Origin of the sequence: Micromonospora sp. NPDC049523 (assembly GCF_040676775.1) — a bacterium.
Classification (GTDB): Bacteria; Actinomycetota; Actinomycetes; order Mycobacteriales; family Micromonosporaceae; genus Micromonospora_G.
In genome coordinates, this window is the sequence record NZ_JBFAPP010000022.1 from 121,070 (window position 1) to 139,812 (window position 18,743).

Annotated in this window: 17 protein-coding genes; 9 read left to right on the top strand and 8 right to left on the bottom strand. The window is 70.0% G+C overall.

All coding sequences use genetic code 11. From position 1 onward, the window contains the following. Nucleotides 1-60 precede the first annotated feature (60 nt). The 7 genes from AB0J90_RS28625 to AB0J90_RS28655 all read left to right on the top strand — a co-directional run bounded on the left by AB0J90_RS28625 (nucleotide 61) and on the right by AB0J90_RS28655 (nucleotide 6,440). A complete protein-coding gene (locus AB0J90_RS28625) occupies nucleotides 61-507 on the top strand; it encodes a hypothetical protein (RefSeq protein WP_363601024.1) in 447 nt (148 codons plus the stop codon). 83 nt (nucleotides 508-590) lie between these two features. Then, nucleotides 591-1,508, top strand: coding sequence for a hypothetical protein (locus AB0J90_RS28630; protein ID WP_363601026.1), 918 nt, complete (start codon nucleotides 591-593; stop codon nucleotides 1,506-1,508). 95 nt (nucleotides 1,509-1,603) lie between these two features. After that, nucleotides 1,604-2,896, top strand: coding sequence for a hypothetical protein (locus AB0J90_RS28635; protein ID WP_363601028.1), 1,293 nt, complete (start codon nucleotides 1,604-1,606; stop codon nucleotides 2,894-2,896). Beyond that, a complete protein-coding gene (locus tag AB0J90_RS28640; protein WP_363601030.1) occupies nucleotides 2,893-3,564 on the top strand; it encodes an ABC transporter ATP-binding protein in 672 nt (223 codons plus the stop codon). The genes AB0J90_RS28635 and AB0J90_RS28640 overlap by 4 nt, the downstream gene beginning before the upstream one ends. Next, nucleotides 3,558-4,808: an ABC transporter permease gene (locus AB0J90_RS28645; RefSeq protein ID WP_363601032.1), complete on the top strand. Its 1,251-nt coding sequence runs from the start codon at nucleotides 3,558-3,560 to the stop codon at nucleotides 4,806-4,808. Before AB0J90_RS28640 ends, AB0J90_RS28645 begins: the two co-directional genes overlap by 7 nt. Nucleotides 4,809-4,896: 88 nt before the next feature. Beyond that, nucleotides 4,897-5,403 (top strand): SigE family RNA polymerase sigma factor, encoded by a 507-nt coding sequence (locus tag AB0J90_RS28650; RefSeq protein WP_363601034.1) that lies wholly within the window; start codon nucleotides 4,897-4,899, stop codon nucleotides 5,401-5,403. A 20-nt stretch (nucleotides 5,404-5,423) separates the two neighbouring features. Beyond that, nucleotides 5,424-6,440, top strand: coding sequence for a hypothetical protein (locus tag AB0J90_RS28655; RefSeq protein WP_363601036.1), 1,017 nt, complete (start codon nucleotides 5,424-5,426; stop codon nucleotides 6,438-6,440). Between the two features lie 144 nt (nucleotides 6,441-6,584). Here AB0J90_RS28655 and gatB read toward each other — a convergent pair whose 3' ends face one another. The 5 genes from gatB to ligA all read right to left on the bottom strand — a co-directional run bounded on the left by gatB (nucleotide 6,585) and on the right by ligA (nucleotide 14,697). Then, nucleotides 6,585-8,078 carry an Asp-tRNA(Asn)/Glu-tRNA(Gln) amidotransferase subunit GatB gene (gene gatB, locus AB0J90_RS28660; RefSeq protein WP_363601038.1) on the bottom strand — a complete coding sequence of 498 codons (1,494 nt, stop codon included), beginning with the start codon at nucleotides 8,076-8,078 and terminating at the stop codon, nucleotides 6,585-6,587. A 50-nt stretch (nucleotides 8,079-8,128) separates the two neighbouring features. Beyond that, entirely contained in the window at nucleotides 8,129-9,604 is a 1,476-nt protein-coding gene (gatA, locus tag AB0J90_RS28665; RefSeq protein WP_363601040.1) for an Asp-tRNA(Asn)/Glu-tRNA(Gln) amidotransferase subunit GatA, read from the bottom strand. A 5-nt stretch (nucleotides 9,605-9,609) separates the two neighbouring features. Further along, entirely contained in the window at nucleotides 9,610-9,909 is a 300-nt protein-coding gene (gene gatC, locus AB0J90_RS28670; RefSeq protein WP_326560555.1) for an Asp-tRNA(Asn)/Glu-tRNA(Gln) amidotransferase subunit GatC, read from the bottom strand. Nucleotides 9,910-9,978: 69 nt separating this feature from the next. Further along, a complete protein-coding gene (locus AB0J90_RS28675; protein WP_363601042.1) occupies nucleotides 9,979-12,378 on the bottom strand; it encodes an EAL domain-containing protein in 2,400 nt (799 codons plus the stop codon). Nucleotides 12,379-12,555: 177 nt separating this feature from the next. Beyond that, entirely contained in the window at nucleotides 12,556-14,697 is a 2,142-nt protein-coding gene (gene ligA, locus AB0J90_RS28680) for an NAD-dependent DNA ligase LigA (RefSeq protein ID WP_363601044.1), read from the bottom strand. 215 nt (nucleotides 14,698-14,912) lie between these two features. Between ligA and AB0J90_RS28685 the strand changes: the two genes are divergently transcribed. Continuing rightward, a complete protein-coding gene (locus AB0J90_RS28685; RefSeq protein ID WP_363601046.1) occupies nucleotides 14,913-15,431 on the top strand; it encodes a type II toxin-antitoxin system PemK/MazF family toxin in 519 nt (172 codons plus the stop codon). 99 nt (nucleotides 15,432-15,530) lie between these two features. Here AB0J90_RS28685 and AB0J90_RS28690 read toward each other — a convergent pair whose 3' ends face one another. After that, the gene (locus AB0J90_RS28690; protein WP_363601048.1) at nucleotides 15,531-16,055 is read right to left on the bottom strand and encodes a barnase inhibitor; all 525 of its coding nucleotides are present in this window, start codon (nucleotides 16,053-16,055) and stop codon (nucleotides 15,531-15,533) included. Nucleotides 16,056-16,161: 106 nt separating this feature from the next. Between AB0J90_RS28690 and AB0J90_RS28695 the strand changes: the two genes are divergently transcribed. Then, nucleotides 16,162-17,070, top strand: coding sequence for a GNAT family N-acetyltransferase (locus AB0J90_RS28695; protein ID WP_363601050.1), 909 nt, complete (start codon nucleotides 16,162-16,164; stop codon nucleotides 17,068-17,070). 25 nt (nucleotides 17,071-17,095) lie between these two features. Here the strand turns inward: AB0J90_RS28695 and AB0J90_RS28700 are convergent, their stop codons facing one another. Together AB0J90_RS28700 and AB0J90_RS28705 are read right to left on the bottom strand one after the other, a co-directional pair. Continuing rightward, nucleotides 17,096-18,112, bottom strand: a complete 1,017-nt coding sequence (locus AB0J90_RS28700; RefSeq protein WP_363601052.1) for an ADP-ribosylglycohydrolase family protein — start codon at nucleotides 18,110-18,112, stop codon at nucleotides 17,096-17,098. Between the two features lie 59 nt (nucleotides 18,113-18,171). Next, entirely contained in the window at nucleotides 18,172-18,531 is a 360-nt protein-coding gene (locus tag AB0J90_RS28705) for a VOC family protein (protein WP_363601054.1), read from the bottom strand. Nucleotides 18,532-18,743 lie beyond the last annotated feature (212 nt).

Consider the following 18,743-nt stretch of genomic DNA (forward strand, 5'->3'; position numbering starts at 1 on the left):
GGGGGAGTGGTCGTTGACTGTAATCCAGATGGCCCCGCTCTCTCCAAAAGAGAGCGGAGGATGGTTGTGGTGGTCAAAACCGTATCATTCAGGATGGCCGGCATAGCGCTGGCAATGGTCCTACTGATAGGGATGACACTCTTCTCGACCCGGCCAGCAATGGCCGATGTAGGCGACGGAACGCTCAACTGCTCGGTCGGCGAGATCTGCCTGAAGAAGCACGATGACGGGAACTACGAGAACGACCTCAGGCATTTCTGGTACAACGACCTCAACCACGACAACGACAACTGGAGTGGGCCGCAGGGTGGCGTGGTCGGTGAAGCCGCGTCCATGTACTGGAACCGGGACACCGCGTGCGACGTCTACGTCCTCGACTACAAGCCGCTGGTGGGGCTGTTCCAATGGCTTCAGATGTACCAGAACGGTTCGAGTTGGTACTTCCAGGCAAGTGACTACGGCTGGAATGACATGAACGACGGTCACCGTCGTTGTGCTCCGGAGTAGGTCCTGAATGACCGGTGATGGGCGGCGCCGGACGTCGCCCATCACCGGCAGATATGCCATCGACTTGGATGCGGGGGAAGGTTATGCGTTGGACAGCCACCGGAGCCGCGGCACTGGCCGTGCTTGTCGGCGTGCTTGTCACCGGGTGCGGATCCGGGCCGTCGGAGCAGTTGAACAAGACCTCGAACACCGACCGACAGTCGTTTGACGTGTTCCTCGGCGACAAGGTCGGCGTGATCGACTACGCCGTGAACCTGGTCCGGAACCGGTGCCTCGCCGACGCCGGTTACCCACAGAACCTGCAGGGTATGGCCGGTGCTCCAAGTGTCAGCTTCAGCTACCTCAAGATCTCGGCGAAGTCCTTCGGAGCGACCAGCGAGGACGAGGCACGACGCCTCGGGTTCGGCCTCGATGCGCCCGCCCAGCCGGGTAGGGTCGTCAGTTTCGATCCGAGCTACGACAAGAACCTGGAACGCTGCCAGGGCAAGGCGTACGACTCGCTCGACTCCGATACGAAGCGGATCCTGAACGCGTACAAGGACCTTGGGAATCTTCTTTTCACCGAATTCGGCACGGCGATGGAACGCTTCATCAAGGACCAGATACCAGATGCCGCAGCCAGCCTCCAGCGGTGTCTCGCCGAAAAGGGCTACCGGTCAACCAATGAAGCCGCCTTCCTGGCGGAACCCGATCACCGTACCTTCGGCGTACAGTTCGGCGACGTCGAGGAAGGTGACGAATGGGAACCCCAACGAATCAAGGGGACCGTGCAACTCGGTCCGCCCGTACCGATGAAGCGCTACATCCCGACCGCAGAGGAGTCAAAACTCGCGGTCGCCTGGTTCCAGTGCCGCCGCGACATCGGCCTGACCAGTCGTCTAATCCAATTCGCCCGGGAGGCTCAAGCGGAGATAGTGGTCCGCCATGAGTCACAACTACTCGAACTTGGTGCCGAGATAGAGCGGGTCGCCAGGGCAGCCGCGCGACTCACTGGGCCATGACAGAGCCGCCCAGGTCGGCCCAGAGCGCGGACCGACCCTCCTCCGCGCGAAAAAAGCCCGCAGGCCACGACGACATAAGTGAGGGAATGGTTGGCGTGTTCAAAGCCCGCAGGTTCGGCACCTGGTTGTTCGCCACGGTCCTTGGTGGATTCGTCGTCGCCGCAATCATGCTGGCCTTCATTCTCGGTGGCCGATTACGCTCTCCGGAGCAGGTCGCCGCAGACGCAGCGCCGCCGCCGCCGTCGCAGGTGACCGTCGCCGCACAGCAACGGGTGCTGGTGGAACCGGTGGTGCTACGCGGTCAGGTAAAGGCGGGTGCCAGCGTCCAGCTACTGGCGCCCGCAGGTGCGACCGGCGAAACCAGCGTGATCACCAAGGTGCAGGTCAAGACCGGCGTTTCGCTGACCGAGGGCATGATCCCGTTCGAGCGGTCCGGCGAGCCGATGGTGGCCCTGAGGCTGCGGTTTCCCCTCTGGCGCGATCTCAGCGGCGGCGCGAAGGGCCCGGACGTGACCGAGGTGCAGTTGGCGCTGGGCCGGTTGGGTTACCGCGTGCCGAGCAGCGGCGAGTGGGACCCCGCGACCCAGCAGGCGATCGGCCGCCTGTTCACGGCACGGGGGTACGACGCGTTGACCGGTGACGCGAAGGCGGCCGAACGGCTCGACCAAGCCAGATCCGCCGTCGGCGAGGCGGAACGTGAGTGGGCTGCGGCGGTCGAGGCGAACACACGGGTCGCGGACGCGAAACTTCGCCTGGACAGCGCCAGGAAGGCGTTGCAACAGGCGGAACTCGCCGCCGGACCGGCGCTGCCAGTGCGCGCCGTACTTCGGCTGGACCAGGTCGAGCGCAAGATCACCGGGGTGCGGGTCCGCGTGGGATCGGTCCTGACCGAAGCTCGAGCACCCCTGTTGGAGTTGGACGGCGAGGCGCCGTACATCTCCACCACCATCACCGCCGACCAAGCCGGACTGGTTTCCGTCGGTCAGGAGGGTGTCGTCGTCGACGAGGTCGCCGGCGAAACCGCGACGGTCAAGGTGTCGTCCGTGGCGGACGAGGTCGCCCCCGGAGCCGCAGGACTCGAGGTTCGGCTCGCGTTCCAGGGAAAGCCGATGTCCGCGGGACAGGACCGCTCGGTACGGGTCGACCTGACGTCGGGTAAGGACAGCGCGGAGCTGCTCGCGGTGCCGGTGACGGCCGTCTACGCGCGCACGGACGGAACCATGTTCGTCAGCGTCGTGGGCCCGAGCGGCACCGCGGTGGACGTGACCGTGCTGGTGGACCGGATCGCCGGTGGGTGGGTGGGCGTGACACCCGAGTCGGATGTCTTGCGTCCCGGCGCTCTCGTGGTGGTCGGCGAGCACGCCGCAGAACTGTCGTCGTCCCGATGAGTGCACTGCTCGAGTTGGCCGGAGCGGCCCGCACGTACGCCGACGCACAACCGGTGTACGCACTCCGTACGACCTCACTGCTCATCGAGAAGGGGCAGTACGTCACCGTGACCGGCGCGTCCGGGTCGGGAAAGTCGACGCTGCTCAACATCCTCGGCCTGTTGGACCGGCCGACCGCCGGCAGCTACCGGGTGTGCGGGGCCCCGACGGAGAAGTTGGACGAGGTCACCCGCGGCGCCGTACGGGGGCAACTGTTCGGCTTCGTCTTCCAGGCATTCCATTTGTTGGCCGGACGTAGCGCGCTGGAGAACGTCGAGTTGGGCATGCTCTACAGCGGTCAACGCGCCAAGGTCCGGCGACGGCTGGCGACGGACGCCCTGGAACGGATCGGGCTCGGCCACCGGTTGCACGCCGACCCCCGTACGCTTTCCGGCGGCGAACGGCAGAGGGTGGCAATCGCCCGCGCCATCGCGGCCCGACCGCAGGTCCTGTTCTGCGACGAACCCACCGGCAATCTCGACACCGCGAACAGCGAGAACGTGCTGACGGTCCTGCACGACCTGAATCAGGACGGGCTGACCGTCGTGGTGATCACCCACGATCCGCAGGTGGCTGGACGCGGTCTCCAGCGCCTACGGGTCACCGACGGCGAGGTCGAGCTGTGCTGAGGCGAATGGGGTTCCGGGGCGGCCGTTGGGCGGTGCGGCGAACCGTACGCCAGACCCTTGGGGTACGCGCCCCCCGCCTACCGGTGACCGCCCTGCTCAAGGAGGCATTCGTCTCCGTACACCGCCACCCCGGTCGGTCGGTGATGACGGCGATCGGCACGATTCTCGGTTCGGCCGCGTTCGTCGCGACCCTCGGACTTGGCTCCACCCTGGAGCAGCAGGTGTCCTCGTCGTTCGACGTCCGGCGCGCCACCGAGGTGCTCGTACGGCCGGACGACAAGGCCCTGGATCCGTCGTGGCAGGGCCCGGACGGGCTGGAACGGCTGCGCCGGCTCAATGGGGTCGAGGCGGCCGGACGTCGGCTGGCGCTGGGCGAACGCCCCGTCTCGCGGGCGATCGGGGTGGCCGGTCAGGGGACGAACGTCATCGGCACGGATCCGGACGGGTTGACCGCGATGTCGCCCCGCCTGCTGATCGGGCGACCCTTCGACGAGTTTCACGAGCGTAACGCGGTTCCGGTCGTGTTGCTGTCCAACCCCGTGGCCGAGCGGCTGGACATCGCCCGGATCGGAGTCGCCGTGTTCATCAACGACCGGGCGTTCACCGTCATGGGGATCTTCGACGACGTGCAGCGCCGCCCGGAGGCACTGCTGGCGGCACTGATACCGGCCTCGGCGGCGGAGACGCTGCTCACCGACCGCTCGACCGGGGTGAGCCGGGACGTTGTCATCGCCACCGCCCCCGGCGCCGCTCAGGTCATCGGCGCGCAGGCGGCACTGTCGCTCTGGCCGCAGGCGCCTGCGGCGCTCCAGGTCGTCGCGCCACCTGACCCGCGTACGTTGCGCCGTGAGGTCGAGGCGAGCGTCCAGCGGTCCAGCATGATCGTCAGCATCATCGCATTGGCGATAGGTGCCCTCTCGATCGGCAACTCCGCCACCGCGGCGATCACCGCGCGTACGGCGGAGATCGGCCTACGTCGCGCCGTCGGTGCGCGCCCGCGGCACATTGTCGCGCAGCTACTGGCCGAGACCACGGCCCTGGGTGGCTTCGGCGGCGCGGTCGGCGCGCTCATCGGTGTGATGATCACCGTGGGTGTGTCGCTGTGGAACTCGTGGCAGCCCGTCATCGACCTCCGGGTTGCTCTCGTGGCTGCTGCCGTGGGTGCTGTGGTGGGCCTCCTCGCGGGCCTGTGGCCTGCCGGCCGGGCGATCCGGGTGCAGCCGGTGGCAGCGCTCCAGCGTTGACCGGTCAGCGGAAGCCGTGGGCTCGGGTCAACAGCGCGGGACGGTGGCGGCGTCTGAAGGAGTAGGCAAGCGGAGGGATACCACAGCGATGACGTTCGAGGAGTATGTGGCAGCGCGCGGCCCGGCACTGGTGCGCCTGGCACGGCTGCTCACCGGTGACCGCGACCTCGCAGAGGACTTGGTGCAGGAGGTTCTTGGCCGGGCATTTGTCCGGTGGCGGTCGATCAGCCGGATGGACCGACCGGACATCTACATCCGGCGGATGCTGGTGAACGCGAACACCTCCTGGTGGCGGCGGCGATCGAGCGGAGAGACGCCGGTTGCCGCGGAACTCATGACCGCGGCCGTCGACCGTTCGGCGATGACCAAGCGGGACGGCGGCGACCCCGGCAACGCGACCGCGGAACGCGACGCGATGTGGCGACTCGTCATGGCCCTGCCCGAACGGCAACGTGCCGTACTGGCACTGCGCTACTACGAGGACCTGGACGACGCGACGATCGCGGAGGTACTCGGCTGTTCCCCGGCCACCGTCCGCACACATGCCATGAGGGCGCTGGCCGCGCTGCGGGTGCAACACCCGGTTACCCACTAGACGGAGGAAGGGCCGCAATTGTGAACGACGTCGAGAAACTCCTCACGGAGAGCCTGCGCAACAGCGCCGATGGCGAGGTTGACGGGATGGTCCTGCTGGAACGGGCAACAACGCGGGGACGGAAGTTCCGGCGCCGGCACCGGGCATGGATGGGCGCGGGCCTGGCAGTGGTGGCCGCGGTTGCCGCCGGCGGGGTCATCGGTGGCACGCACCTCTGGCCGGTGAGCGGCAACGGCAACGGCAACGGGTTTGACGTAGCGGTCGGCGGGCAGCCCGGCGCCCGGCCCGCGACCGCGTTGCCTGAGGTCGCCGGGGAGCAGGGAGCCTCGGTGAACCCCGCCCGGGTCGGCGCCGACGTCAACCTGATCCATTTCGACGCTACGGCAATCACCTCCACCGCCCGGCACTACACGTGGACCAGCGGTAAAGGCTACGAACAGCTTGCCGCAGGGGTCGGCACGGAAGATCTGATCTACGCCGAGATCGGGCCCGACATGGGCGTCCTCGACGGCGTGGAGCGTCAAAACGACCTGGGTGTGGTTGTCCGGGAACAGCCGGTGCCGGGACTCTGGTTGCGTGTCCAGGCCACCGACGAGAAGCTCGCACGGCAGATCGTCGGCGCGATCGAACTCGACCGCGTCCAGCGGATCGTGCTGCCGTTCCAGCTCACCGGACTTCCCGCCGGTGCCAGCGTGGTCCGTTCCGCTGTCGGTTTCGACGACGGCGTCTACACCGACGGCGGCGTCGTCCTGGAGCGGGACGGAAACAAGAGGATGGAGATACAGGCGCAGTACGCGCCGGGCCAGGGCAACGATTCGGCGCGGGCCAACCACGTCGCGGGCGGCCGGCAGGCGTTCCTGTACCCCGGGCAGGACGAGATCGAGTTGCTGGGCCTGCGGAATCTGGAGCTGAGTGCCCGGATCGGCAAGGCGTACCAGGGCTTCACCGTCGCGGACGCCGACCTGGCCCTCGGTGGTGTGAACGTGGCTGCCGACGTGACGGCCATGTCGACCTGGCCGAAGACGCTGACTTCCTGACCTGACAAGGACGCTCTGCCCGCGACCTGGGCGGGCGAAGCATGGCGAGCGCGGGCTCGATCGGGACGGTCGTCCATCAGGAGCGGCCGTCCCGATCGAGCCCGCGCGAAGCTGTGCCAGCCGGGCGAAACCGGCCGGCACGGCTCAGCTGAGGCGGGCCAGGATGAGGTCGCGGACGGTCTTGGCGTCGGCCTGGCCTCGGGTGGTCTTCATGACGGCGCCGACCAGGGCCCCGGCGGCGGCGAGCTTGCCGTCGCGGATCTTGGCGGCGATGTCCGGATTCGCGGCGATCGCCTCGTCGACGGCGGCGGTGAGCGCACCGGTGTCGGAGACCACGCCGAGCCCACGGGCCGCCATGACCTCGCTCGGGTCACCCTCGCCGGCCACCACGCCTTCGAGCACGGTACGGGCCAGCTTGTCGTTGAGCTTGCCCTCGTCCACGAGCCGCTGGAGTTCGGCCACCTGGGCCGGGGTCGCCCCGACCGCGGCGAGGTCGACGCCGGACTCGTTGGCCCGCCGGGACAGCTCACCGAGCCACCACTTGCGGGCGCCGGCCGGGGTGGTGCCGGCAGCGACCGTCTGCTCGATCAGCTCGACCGCACCCGCGTTGAGTACGGACTGCATGTCGAGGTCGGACAGCCCCCACTGCTCCTGCAACCGCTGCCGGTGCACCCGAGGCAGTTCCGGCAGGGCGGCCTTCAGCTCGGCGACCCAGGCCCGGTCCGGCGCGATCGGCACCAGGTCCGGCTCGGGGAAGTAGCGGTAGTCGGTGGCGGTCTCCTTGGACCGGCCGGGACGGGTGTCGCCGGTGTCCTCCTGGAAGTGCCGGGTCTCCTGGATGATCTTCGTGCCGGCGTCGAGCAGGGCGGCCTGCCGCAGCATCTCCGACCGTACGGCCCGCTCGACCGAACGCAGCGAGTTGACGTTCTTCGTCTCGGTACGGGTTCCCCACTCGTCACCGGGGCGGTTGAGCGAGGTGTTCACGTCGCAGCGCAGTGAACCCTCCTCCATCCGTACGTCGGATACGCCGAGCGAGCGCAGTACGTCGCGCAGCTCGGTGACGTACGCGCGGGCGGTCTCGGGGGCGAGCGCACCGGTGCCGGGGATCGGCTTGGTGACGATCTCGACCAGCGGGATGCCGGCCCGGTTGTAGTCGACCAGGGACTCGGTGGCGCCGTGGATGCGTCCGGTGGCGCCGCCGACGTGCAGCGACTTACCGGTGTCCTCCTCCATGTGCACCCGCTCGATGCCGATCCGTACCGTCTTGCCCTGCACCTCGACGTCGAGGTAACCGTCGACGCAGAGCGGCTCGTCGTACTGGCTGATCTGGAAGTTCTTCGGCATGTCCGGGTAGAAGTAGTTCTTCCGGGCGAACCGGCACCAGTCGGCGATGGTGCAGTTGAGCGCGAGACCGATCCGGATCGTCGCCTCGATCGCCGCCTTGTTCGCCACCGGCAGCGAGCCGGGCAGGCCGAGGCAGACCGGGCAGGTCCGGGTGTTCGGCTCGCCGCCGAAGTCGGTCGGGCAGCCACAGAACATCTTGGTGTTCGTGCCCAGCTCGACGTGGGTCTCCAGGCCGACCACCGGCTCGTACCGCTCGACGACATCGTCGTACGAGGGCAGGACGATCGCGCTCATCAATACTCCAGCTCTCGAGCGTCATCCGGACAAAGCATGTTCAAGCGTACTCAGAGTGCCGGCGGGGTGAAGGTGCCGACCGCGGACTCCAGGGCGGCGGCGACCCGGTACATCCGGTCGTCGGCCATGGTCGGCGCCATGATCTGCAAGCCCACCGGCAGCCCCTCGGACAGCCCGCAGGGCACCGAGATCGCCGGGCCGCCGTACAGGTTCGTCGGGATCGTGAACAGGTCCGCCAGGTACATCTGGTACGGGTCCCCGGTGCGCGACCCGAACGGGAACGCCACGAACGGGGTGGTCGGCGAGATCAGCACGTCGACCTGCTCGAACGCGGCGTTGAAGTCGCGGGTGATCAGGGTACGGACCTTCTGCGCCTGCCCGTAGTAGGCGTCGTAGTAGCCGGACGACAGCGCGTACGTGCCGAGGATGATCCGCCGCTTGACCTCGGGGCCGAAGCCCTGGTCACGGGTGAGGGACATGACCTCTTCGAGCGACTTCACCCCGTCGTCGCCGACCCGCAGCCCGAACCGCACCCCGTCGAAGCGGGCCAGGTTGGACGAGCACTCGCTCGGCGCGATCAGGTAGTACGCCGGCAGCGCGTACTCGAAGTGCGGGCAGGAGACCTCGACGACCTCGGCACCGAGCTTGGTCAACGTGTCGACCGACTCGCGGAACGCGGCCAGCACACCCGGTTCGGCGCCCTCGCCGGAGAACTCGGTGACGATACCGAGCCGTACGCCGGTCAGGTCACCGGTCGCGCCGAGCCGGGCGGCGGCAACCACGTCCGGGACCGGCTGCGGGATGGAGGTGGAGTCGCGCGGGTCGTGCCCACCGATGACCGCGTGCAGCAGGGCGGCGTCCTCGACCGTACGGGCGCACGGGCCGGGGGTGTCCAGCGACGACGAGAAGGCGATCAGCCCGTAGCGGGAGGTGCCGCCGTAGGTGGGCTTCGCGCCGACGGTGCCGGTGACCGCTCCGGGCTGGCGGATCGAGCCGCCGGTGTCGGAGCCGATCGCCAGCGGCGCCTCGTACGCGGCCAGCGCGGCGGCGCTGCCGCCACCGGAGCCGCCCGGGATCCGGCCCAGGTCCCACGGGTTGTTGGTGGGCCCGTAGGCGGAGTATTCGGTGGAGGAGCCCATCGCGAACTCGTCCATGTTGGTCTTGCCGATCGGCACCGTACCGGCGGCGCGCAGCCGCTGCACGATGGTCGAGTCGTACGGCGGGCGCCAGTTTTCGAGGATCTTGGAGCCGGCGGTGGTCGGCACGCCCTTGGTGGTGAGCACGTCCTTGACCGCGACCGGCACCCCGGCGAGCGGGCCGAGGGGAACACCTGCGGCCCGGCGGGCGTCGACGTCGCGGGCGGCGGCGAGCGCCCCCTCGGTGTCGACGTGCAGGAAGGCGTGCACCCGGCCGTCGACCTCGGCGATCCGGTCGAGGTGCGCCTGGGTCACCTCGACCGCGGACGCCTCGCCACCGGCGACAAGGGCCGCGACCTCCGTCGCGGTCATCCTGGTCACGTCACTCATGCCGGTCAGGCCTCCTCGTCCAGGATCCGCGGTACGCGGAAGCGTTGTTCATCGACATCCGGTGCACCGGACAGCGCCTCGGCCGGGGTCAGGCACGGCACCACGACGTCCTCGCGGAGCACGTTGGTCAGCGGCACGGAGTGCGAGGTGGGCGGGATGTCGGCCGCGGTCACCTCACCGACCCGGGCCACCGACTGGAGGATCACGTCGAGCTGGCCGGCGAAGGTCTGCAGCTCCTCCTCGGTGACGGCGAGCCGCGACAGCCGCGCCAGGTGCGCGACCTCCTCGCGGGAGATGGCGGCCATCGGTGCCCCCTTCGTGCGTGGACGTGCTTACCGGCGCAGCGTGACACGCGCGCCGTGACCCGAGCGAGTCTATTTGTCAGCCGGAGACGCGCTCTCCCCGACTCCCCCCGCCCCGGCAAGCTCGGCCGGCTCCCCGCTCGGCGGCTCCGGCAAGAACGACCCGTCGTCCTCGATCTGCACCGTCAGGTACGTCCCGTCTCCTCCGACCTGCTCCAAGACGTACGTCTCGCCCTTGCCGACCGGTTCGGACGCCGCGGCGGCCGGGTCCTCGGTCGGCGCGAGCGGGTCGGCGGCCGGTGGTTCCGCGGGCGCGGGCGGGTCGGTGTCGGTGCTCGCAAGCGGGTCGCTGGGGGCGACCTCGACGGCGATCGGGGGCTTGGACCGGTGCCGGCCGGGGGTTTCCTGGACCGGGCCGGGCACCAGCGGGCGGTAGCGGGCCAGCCACGAGACCAGTTCGTCGGCCGGCATCGGCCGGGCGTAGAACCAGCCCTGGGCGACGTCGCAGCCGGCGGCGTGCAGCAGCCGCCAGGTCCGGGCGTCCTCGACGCCCTCGGCGACCACCCGCAGGCCGAGCGCCCCGGCCAGTTCGATCACCGAACGGACGATGGCGGCGTCGTCGGCGTCGGTCGCCATCCCGAGTACGAACGAACGGTCGACCTTCACCTCGGCCAGCGGCAGCCGCCGCAGGTGCTGCATCGAGGAGTAACCGGTGCCGAAGTCGTCCAGGGCGATGGCCACGCCGATCTTGTCGAGCCGGGCGATGGTGGCCAGCACCCGGTGCGGGTCGGCCATCAGGGCGCCCTCGGTGATCTCCAGCTGGATCCAGGACGGCGGTACGCCGTACCGGGTCAGCCGGTCCGCGAGCTGGTCGGCGATCTCCCCGGTGTGCAGGTCACGGACGCTGACGTTGACCGCCGCCCGTACGGCGATCCCGGCGGCCGACCACTTGGCGAGCTGTTCCACCACGTCGTCGATGACCCGACGGGTCAGCAGGCGCATCACCGCGCTCTGTTCGGCCACCCGGATCAGCTCCTCCGGATCGACCTGGCCGCGTTTGGGGTGGCGCCAGCGCAGCAGCGCCTCGACCCCGACCACCTCGCCGGTGGAGATCGCGATCTGCGGCTGGTAGTACATGGTGATCTCACCGGCGTCGGCTCCGCCGGCCCGGTCGAGGACCCGGCGCAGGTCGGCCAGGAGGTTCAGCCGCTCCGGGGAGTTGTGGTCGGACTCGGGGGCGTAGACGGCGACGGTGTCGCCCCGGTTCTTGGCGTCGTACATGGCCACCTCGGCGTGGCGCATCAGGGTGGCGAAGTCCTCACCGTGCTCGGGGTAGACCGCGACGCCGACGGAGCCGCTGACGTCCAGCGGCAGCCCGTCCAGGGCGACCGGCTCGACCAGCGCCTCGACGACCCGTTCGGCCAGCCCACGGGCCTCGTCCACGTCCACCAACCCGGTCGCCAGTACGGCGAACTCGTCGCCGCCGAGCCGGGCGACCAGGTCGGCGGGGCGGACCGTGACGGTGAGCCGTTCGCCGACCCGGACCAGCAGCCGGTCACCGACCCCGTGTCCAAGGGCGTCGTTGACGTGCTTGAACCGGTCGAGGTCGAGCAGGAGCAGGGCCAGGTGCCGGTCGTCGGCGCCCTTCGCGGCCTGTTCGGCGTGGATGGCGATCTGGTCGCCGACCTCGGCGTACAGGGCCTTGCGGTTCGGCAGTGCGGTGAGCGGGTCGAGCCGGGCGAGTTGTTCCTGTTCGCCGGAGAGCCGGGCCATCCGGTAGACCGCGTAGAGCGGCACCAGGACCAGCGGGATCAGCGCGGGGCTGACCCGCGCGGCGGCCACCACCACCGGGCCGAGCAGCAGCAGCGATCCGGTGGAGAGCAGTTCGAAGCCGAGTCCGTGCCGGAACGCCGGCCACCACGGGCTGCCGAAGCGCAACCGTACGGCGAGCGTGACGGAGCCGTACTTGACGGCGAACCACACGGCTGCGGCACCGGCGACGATCGCCACGTCGGCCCAGGTGGGGTGGGGTCGTGCGCCGAAGGCGGCTTCGGGGCCGAGGCGGGCGACCGCGTGTGCGGCGGTGAGGGCGCAGGCGTACTGGGCGATGTTGAACACGATTCGCCAGGGGGCGTGCCGCAGCCGGAACCCGGAGACCAGTACGGCGACCGCCTGCACGGCGATGGCAGGGGCGGGTCCCCAGCCGAGCAGGATGGCGAAGGTGAAGCAGATGCTGGGAAATACCGCCGAGCTCTGTCGTCGGCCCGGCGGCGTGAATGGACGCGCGTCGGATACGGCGGCGAGCGCGGCCATGACCCAGAATGCCGGCGGCAGTTGGGGAATCTGGTCGGGCAACGACATCAGCGGTACGGCGGAGAGCAGGGCGGCCAATGCGACGACCGCCCAGACAAAGCCGAAGAATGCGGTTGCCCGTCCAGGAGGAACGGAGTTCCGCAACGCTGCGGCCTCCATGCGACCTCCCGACCCGTGGTCCCGGGGCGCGGCCACCTGCCGCGCTGGTGCAACCATCAAACGCCCTCATCGGACGGATGTGGGGGGCGACAGACGCGAATCGGTTGTAGTCGTGACTAACTTGAAATACGCGGCATCTCGCCAGAGGCGAACTATGACGCAGAGCTAATAGGGTGCTTACTCTTCGTTAGCTTGCGCCGCGTTAGCCGCCGCCTCGACCGCCGCCTCCGGGCCTTCGGCCAGCAGAATCTCGAATCCGGCCTCGTCCAGGATCGGCACCTTCAGTGACGCCGCCTTGTCAGCCTTGCTCCCCGGGTTGTCGCCCACCACCACGAAATGGGTCTTCTTCGAAACCGAACCGCTGACCTTTCCGCCGCGCGACTGCACCGCCTCGGCCGCACGGTCGCGGGAATAGGACGCCAGGGTGCCGGTGACCACCACGGTGATCCCCTCGAGCGGGCGCGGCCCCTGCTCGACCTGCTCCTCCGCCATCTGGACCCCGGCCTCGGTCCACTTGCGTACGACCTCGCGGTGCCAGTCCACGGTGAACCACTCCCGCAGGCTGGTGGCGATCCTCGGGCCGACCCCGTCCACCGAAGAGAGTTCCTCCTCGCTGGCCTGCTCGATCCGCTCGATCGACCCGAACTGCCGGGCCAGCGCCTGGGCCGCGGTCGGCCCGACGTGCCGGATGGAGAGCGCCACCAGCACCCGCCAGAGCGGGCGCTGCCGCGCCTCGACCAGGTTGTCCAGCAGCTTGACCGCGTTGCTGCCCAGGCTGCCGTCCTTGTTGACGAACAGCGGCACCGAGGCCAGCTTGTCGGCGTCCAGCGAGAACAGGTCGCCCTCGTCGACGATCGCCCGCGCGTCGAGCAGCGCCGCCGCCGCCTTCTCCCCCAGCACCTCGATGTCGAGGGCGTTGCGGCTGGCCAGGTGGAAGACCCGCTCCCGCAATTGCGCCGGGCAGGACCGGGTGTTGGGGCAGCGGATGTCGACGTCGCCCTCCTTGGCCGGCGCCAGCACGGTGCCGCAGGACGGGCAGTGGGTCGGCATCTCGAACGGGCGGGCGTCCGGCGGGCGCAGGTCGACCACCGGGCCGAGCACCTCGGGGATGACGTCACCGGCCTTGCGGATGACCACCGTGTCGCCGATCAGCACCCCCTTGCGCTCCACCTCCCGGGCGTTGTGCAGGGTCGCCAGCGCGACCGTGGAGCCGGCCACCCGGACCGGTTCCAGCACCGCGAACGGGGTGACCCGACCGGTACGCCCGACGTTGACCTCGATGTCGAGGAGCTTGGTCGTCACCTCCTCCGGCGGGTACTTGAAGGCGATCGCCCAGCGGGGGGCGCGGCTGGTGGAGCCGAGCCGGCCCTGGATGGCCACCGGGTCGACCTTCACCACCACCCCGTCGATCTCGTGCTCGACGTCGTGCCGGTGCTCGTCGTAGTAGTCGATGTAGTCGCGGACCCCGGCCAGGTCGGGCACCACCCGCCACCGGTCGCTGGTCGGCAGCCCCCAGGCCCGCAGCGTCGCGTACGAGTCGGACTGCGCCACCGGTTCGAAGCCGCGCCGGGCGCCGATGCCGTGCACCACCATGCGCAGCGGGCGGGACGCGGTGATCCGGGGATCCTTCTGCCGCAGGCTGCCGGCGGCGGCGTTGCGCGGGTTGGCGAACGGATCCTTGCCCTGCTCGACCAGGGACGCGTTCAGGTCGGCGAAGTCGGCGACCGGGAAGTAGATCTCGCCCCGGACCTCCAGCAGCTCCGGGACGTCGGCACCGTCGGCCAGCCGCTCCGGGATGGTCCGGATGGTCCGTACGTTCGGGGTGACGTCCTCGCCGGTGCGGCCGTCGCCCCGGGTCGCGGCCCGGACCAGCCGGCCGTTCTCGTAGGTCAGGTTGATCGCCAGCCCGTCGACCTTCGGCTCGCACAGGTAGCTGACCGCGCCCCCGGCGTCCCGTTCCACCCGCTCGGCCCAGGCGGTCAGCTCGTCGACGTCGAAGGCGTTGTCCAGCGACATCATCCGCTCGGCGTGGTCGACCGGGGTGAACAGCGTGGAGAAGGTGCCGCCGACCCGCTGGGTGGGCGATTCCGGCGTACGCAGCGACGGGAAACTCTCCTCCAGCGCCTCCAGCTCGCGCAGCATCCGGTCGAAGTCGGCGTCCGGGATGCTCGGCGTGTCCAGCACGTAGTAGCGGTACTGGTGGTCGGTGATCTCGGTGGCCAGCTCGGCGTGCCGCTCCCGGTCGGCCGCGCTCGGATCGGCGCCGGCCGCCGCCTCCTGTTCGGCGCTGACCTGCTGCGGGATCGCTTCCTCTGACACCAGTTGACCTCCGTGCTCGCGTTACCTCCGCACCGTATCGGTCCGGTCGGACATCCGGAGCCCGGGGAGCCGGACCCGCTGCCACCGGGTGCCGACGAGCCGGACCCGCTGCCACCGGATGCCGACGAGCCGGACCCGCTGGCTCCGGATGCCGCCCGCCCGGTGCCGTGCGAGGATCGCCACGGCCGACAGACCTCCGATGATCAGGAGTACCGATGCCCACCTGGCTGCTCTGGCTGATCGGGATCGGCCTGGTCGCGGGCGTGACCGGCTGGGCCGTACGCCGGTTCCGTCGGGGTCCGGGCCGCCCGTCCCGGCCGGGCCGCGCGCCGCGACGGCCCCGGGGTCGTCCCACCGCACCGCCGCGCCCGAGGTCCGGCCCCGCGACCAAGCCGGCCGAGTCCGGGGTACGCCCGCAGCCCGGCGAGATCTGGTGGGCCGACGTGCCGTTCGAGGACGGAACCGGTTCGAAGGTACGCCCGTGCCTGGTGTTGCGTGGTGGTCGCCGGGGCGCGGACGTCCTGAAGATCACCAGTCAGGACAAGAGCGAGCGCGCCGACCACGTGAAGATCCCGACCCGGAGCTGGGACCGGACCGCCGCCCGGGACAGTTGGCTCGACCTGTCCGACCCGATCCGGGTCTCGCTGACCTCGTTCGAGAACCGGGCCGGCAGCTGCGACGCCGACCTGTGGCACCGCGTCACCCAACTCCACCGCGTACGCCGCACCCGCTGACCCGCGCGGTCCGGGGCGGGTTGCCGGGCTGTGGCGTTCCACTACCCCTCCGGGGGTAGAAATCCGCCACAGCTCGACCCGCCTGGCCCGGCCCGACCGTCAGAGTCCTCGTGAGGCATGGCTCCACTCGGCGTCCGTCCAGGACGGGGTGGACATGCCGACCGGTCGGAGCCGAAGGTCCGGGTCGTCCGTCTGGACCAGACAGATGACCCGCTTCCCGAGCAGGGCGGCCGGCCACGCCTTTTCGGCGATCACATCGAGGAGGTCCTGGGCTGCTTCGCGGTGGTACCGCACGAACACGTCGAAGCCATGCAGTACGAGCACAAAGCCAGCGTGTCGGTCCCACGTGTCCGCCACCGCCTCCGCGACTCCCTCGCTCAGGCACTGCCACTGGTCGTGGCAGACGTTGCCGAGGGCCGAGGCGAGGTCGCGGAACATGTGGGAGGCGATCATCCAGGAGGCGTCCACCGACACGACGTGGTAGTCGTGCTCCCGTAGCCATCTGACGGTGTCGTCGAGGAGTGCTCGGCTGTGCATCATTCGCACGGGTGAGCGCATCATCAGGTGGTAGTCCACCCGATGTTGATCCGTTTCGCGATCGAAGGCGGCCACGTCGGCCAGCATGCCGTACCTCGGCGCGAGGCGATGTCCCGTCCGTCGAAGCTCACAGGGTGCGTCAGCTCGCGGAAAACCGCTTGACCGTACGGGCCCGCCGGGGACGACTTGTTCCATGAGCGGCAGCGATCTCGGCGAGCGGTTGGCCTGTGTCCGGCGATCCTGGAACCCCCGACAGCGCCTGCATGTCGGCAACGTCGCCTGGGCCGGCGCCCGGGGCGACGGCAGCCCGGTTCCCGACGCCACCCTCACCTGGGGCGATCCCCTGCTGGGATTCGCGGACGTGTGGCTGTCCGGGGCATCGGACCAACCCGCGCAAGCCTCCCTGCACCTGGGACCCGACACGACTCCCACGCAGCGAGCCGCCGCCGTCGACGAACTGCTGCACCTGGCACCCCGGCTCACCGTCGAGGTGAGCGACCAGGACACCGCCCTCACCGCGGTCCTGGCCGAGCGTGGCTTCCACCGCGCCGAAAGGCCGTGGTTCGTACAGCTATGGCGGAGCCTGGCGGACCTCTCGGACCTCGGTACGCGCGCCGACGCACCCGACTACATGATCCGTCCCGTACGCGAGGACGAGCTGACCGAACGGGTCGAGCTGCATCGTCGTTGCTGGGCGCCGGCCAGGATCAAGACGATGCTGGGCCTGCCGGTGACCGGTGACGAACCCGGTTCGAGCTACTCGGTGGACAAGCATCGTGCCGTGCTGGCCTCGCCGGTCTACCGCCCGGAACTGGACCTGGTCGCGGTGGCGGCGGACGGTACGTTCGCCGCCTTCGGGCTGGGTTGGTTGGACGTCGACTCCGGATCCGTGCTGTTCGAGCCGGTCGGGACCGACCCGGAGCACGGTCGGCGCGGCCTGGCCGGGGCGTTGTGTACGCGGATGTTGCAGGTGGCCCGTGATCTCGGCGCCAACCAGGCGATCGTCGGCCCCCGGGGCGACGGCGGCTACCCGGTGCCACGTCGGCTCTACACCGGGCTCGGCATGCACGAAGTGGCCCGCTTCGTGCCCATGACCAGGTGATCGCGGCGGGGCTGGCGTCGGCCCGTCAGTCCCAGGCGTTGCCGAGGGCGGCGAGCTGGTCGGCGTACTCGATCCGGTCGAGCCAGTCCTCGGGGAAGATCGCCAGGCCGCCGGACGCGCCGAGGAACGCACCGGCCAGCGCGGCAATCGAGTCCGAGTCGCCGGACGTCGTCGCCCCGCGGGCCAACGCCGACACCGGGTCGTCCGGGTGCCGCAGCGCGCAGAGCAGCGCCGTGGCCAGTGCTTCCTCGGCGATCCAGCCCTCACCGGTGGCCAGGCACGGGTCTTCGCCGTCGTCGGGCCCGGATAGTGTCGCGTCCAGCCGGTCCAGCACCGCCAGGCACTCGTCCCAACCGAGGGCGATGAACTCCGCCGGGTGACCCGCGCCCGCGCGCTGCCACAGGTCACCCAGCCAGTCGCCCCGGTAGACGGTCCGCTGACCGATGGCCCGCTGCCGCAGCAGGCCGGGCACGTCGGCCAGCGCCGCGCCGTCGCGCAACACCCGCACCGCGTACGCGGTCAGCTCGCTCGCCGCGAGCGCGGTCGGGTGCCCGTGGGTCAGCCCCGCCTGGAGCTGGGCGATTCCGGCGAACGTGTCCAGGTCGTACGCCGACAGCAGTCCGACCGGGGTGACCCGCATGTTGGCGCCGCAGCCCTTCGAATCGGCCACGGTCGCCGCCTGCCACGGCCCGCCCTTGGCCAGTTCACCGCAGGCCCGCAGGCAGGTCATGCCCGGCGCCCGGTTGTTGTCGGGGCTGACGGCCCAGTCCAGGAACCGGGCGCGCAGCAGCGGTTCGAGCACCTCCGGGGTGGCGGCCGGTGCCTCGTGCAGCGCCCAGCCGACCGCGAGCGCCATCTGCGTGTCGTCGGTGACCAGTGCGGGATCCCCGGTCAGCTCGCGCGGTCCATCGGGGCCGTAACGCGCCTCGATCTGCGGAACCGTCATGAACTCGGTCGGCTTGCCCAGCGCGTCCCCGTACGCCAGCCCGAACAACGACCCCGACGCGGCCAGCGCCGGTAGACCCGTTTCCGTCCAACCCATGCGGCGATCATGCCCGCCGCCGTCAACCCGGTCGGGGCCCAGGGTCGTTGCGGCGTCGGTCAGTTGTCCCAGCACAGGCAGAACGGGTGGCCCGCCGGGTCGGCGTAGACCCGGAAGTCCTCTCCCCCACCGGGCAGCCGGGTAGCACCGAGCGCGAGCACCTTCGCCTCGGCCACCTCGATGTCCTCCACCGTTACGTCGAGGTGGACCTGCTGCGGCCGCTCCGGATCGGGCCACCGGGGTTCGAGCAGGTCAGGCGCGAGCTGGAAGGCCACCCGGGACTGCCCCGGCCCTCCCCCGAGCGTCACCCAGTCATCACTGTCGTAGACCACCGACCGCCCCAGCAACTCCCCGTAGAAGCCAGCCAGCCCCCGAGGATCCGGACAGTCAAGCACCACACTCCGCAACTCACCAATCATGCCCCCACCCTTCCCCCAAGGCACCCCCCAAAAACCCCACCCCCCGTCCCCCACCCCCCGTCCCCGTCCCCGTCCCCGTTCAACGCGTCGATCTTGCAGTTGTGGCGGTACACAAACCAGGACTAGTACCGCTATTCAGGCGCCACAACTGCAAGATCGTCGCGGGGAAAGGGGCGGGGGAAAGGGGTGGGGGCCGGGGGCGGGGCGGGGGC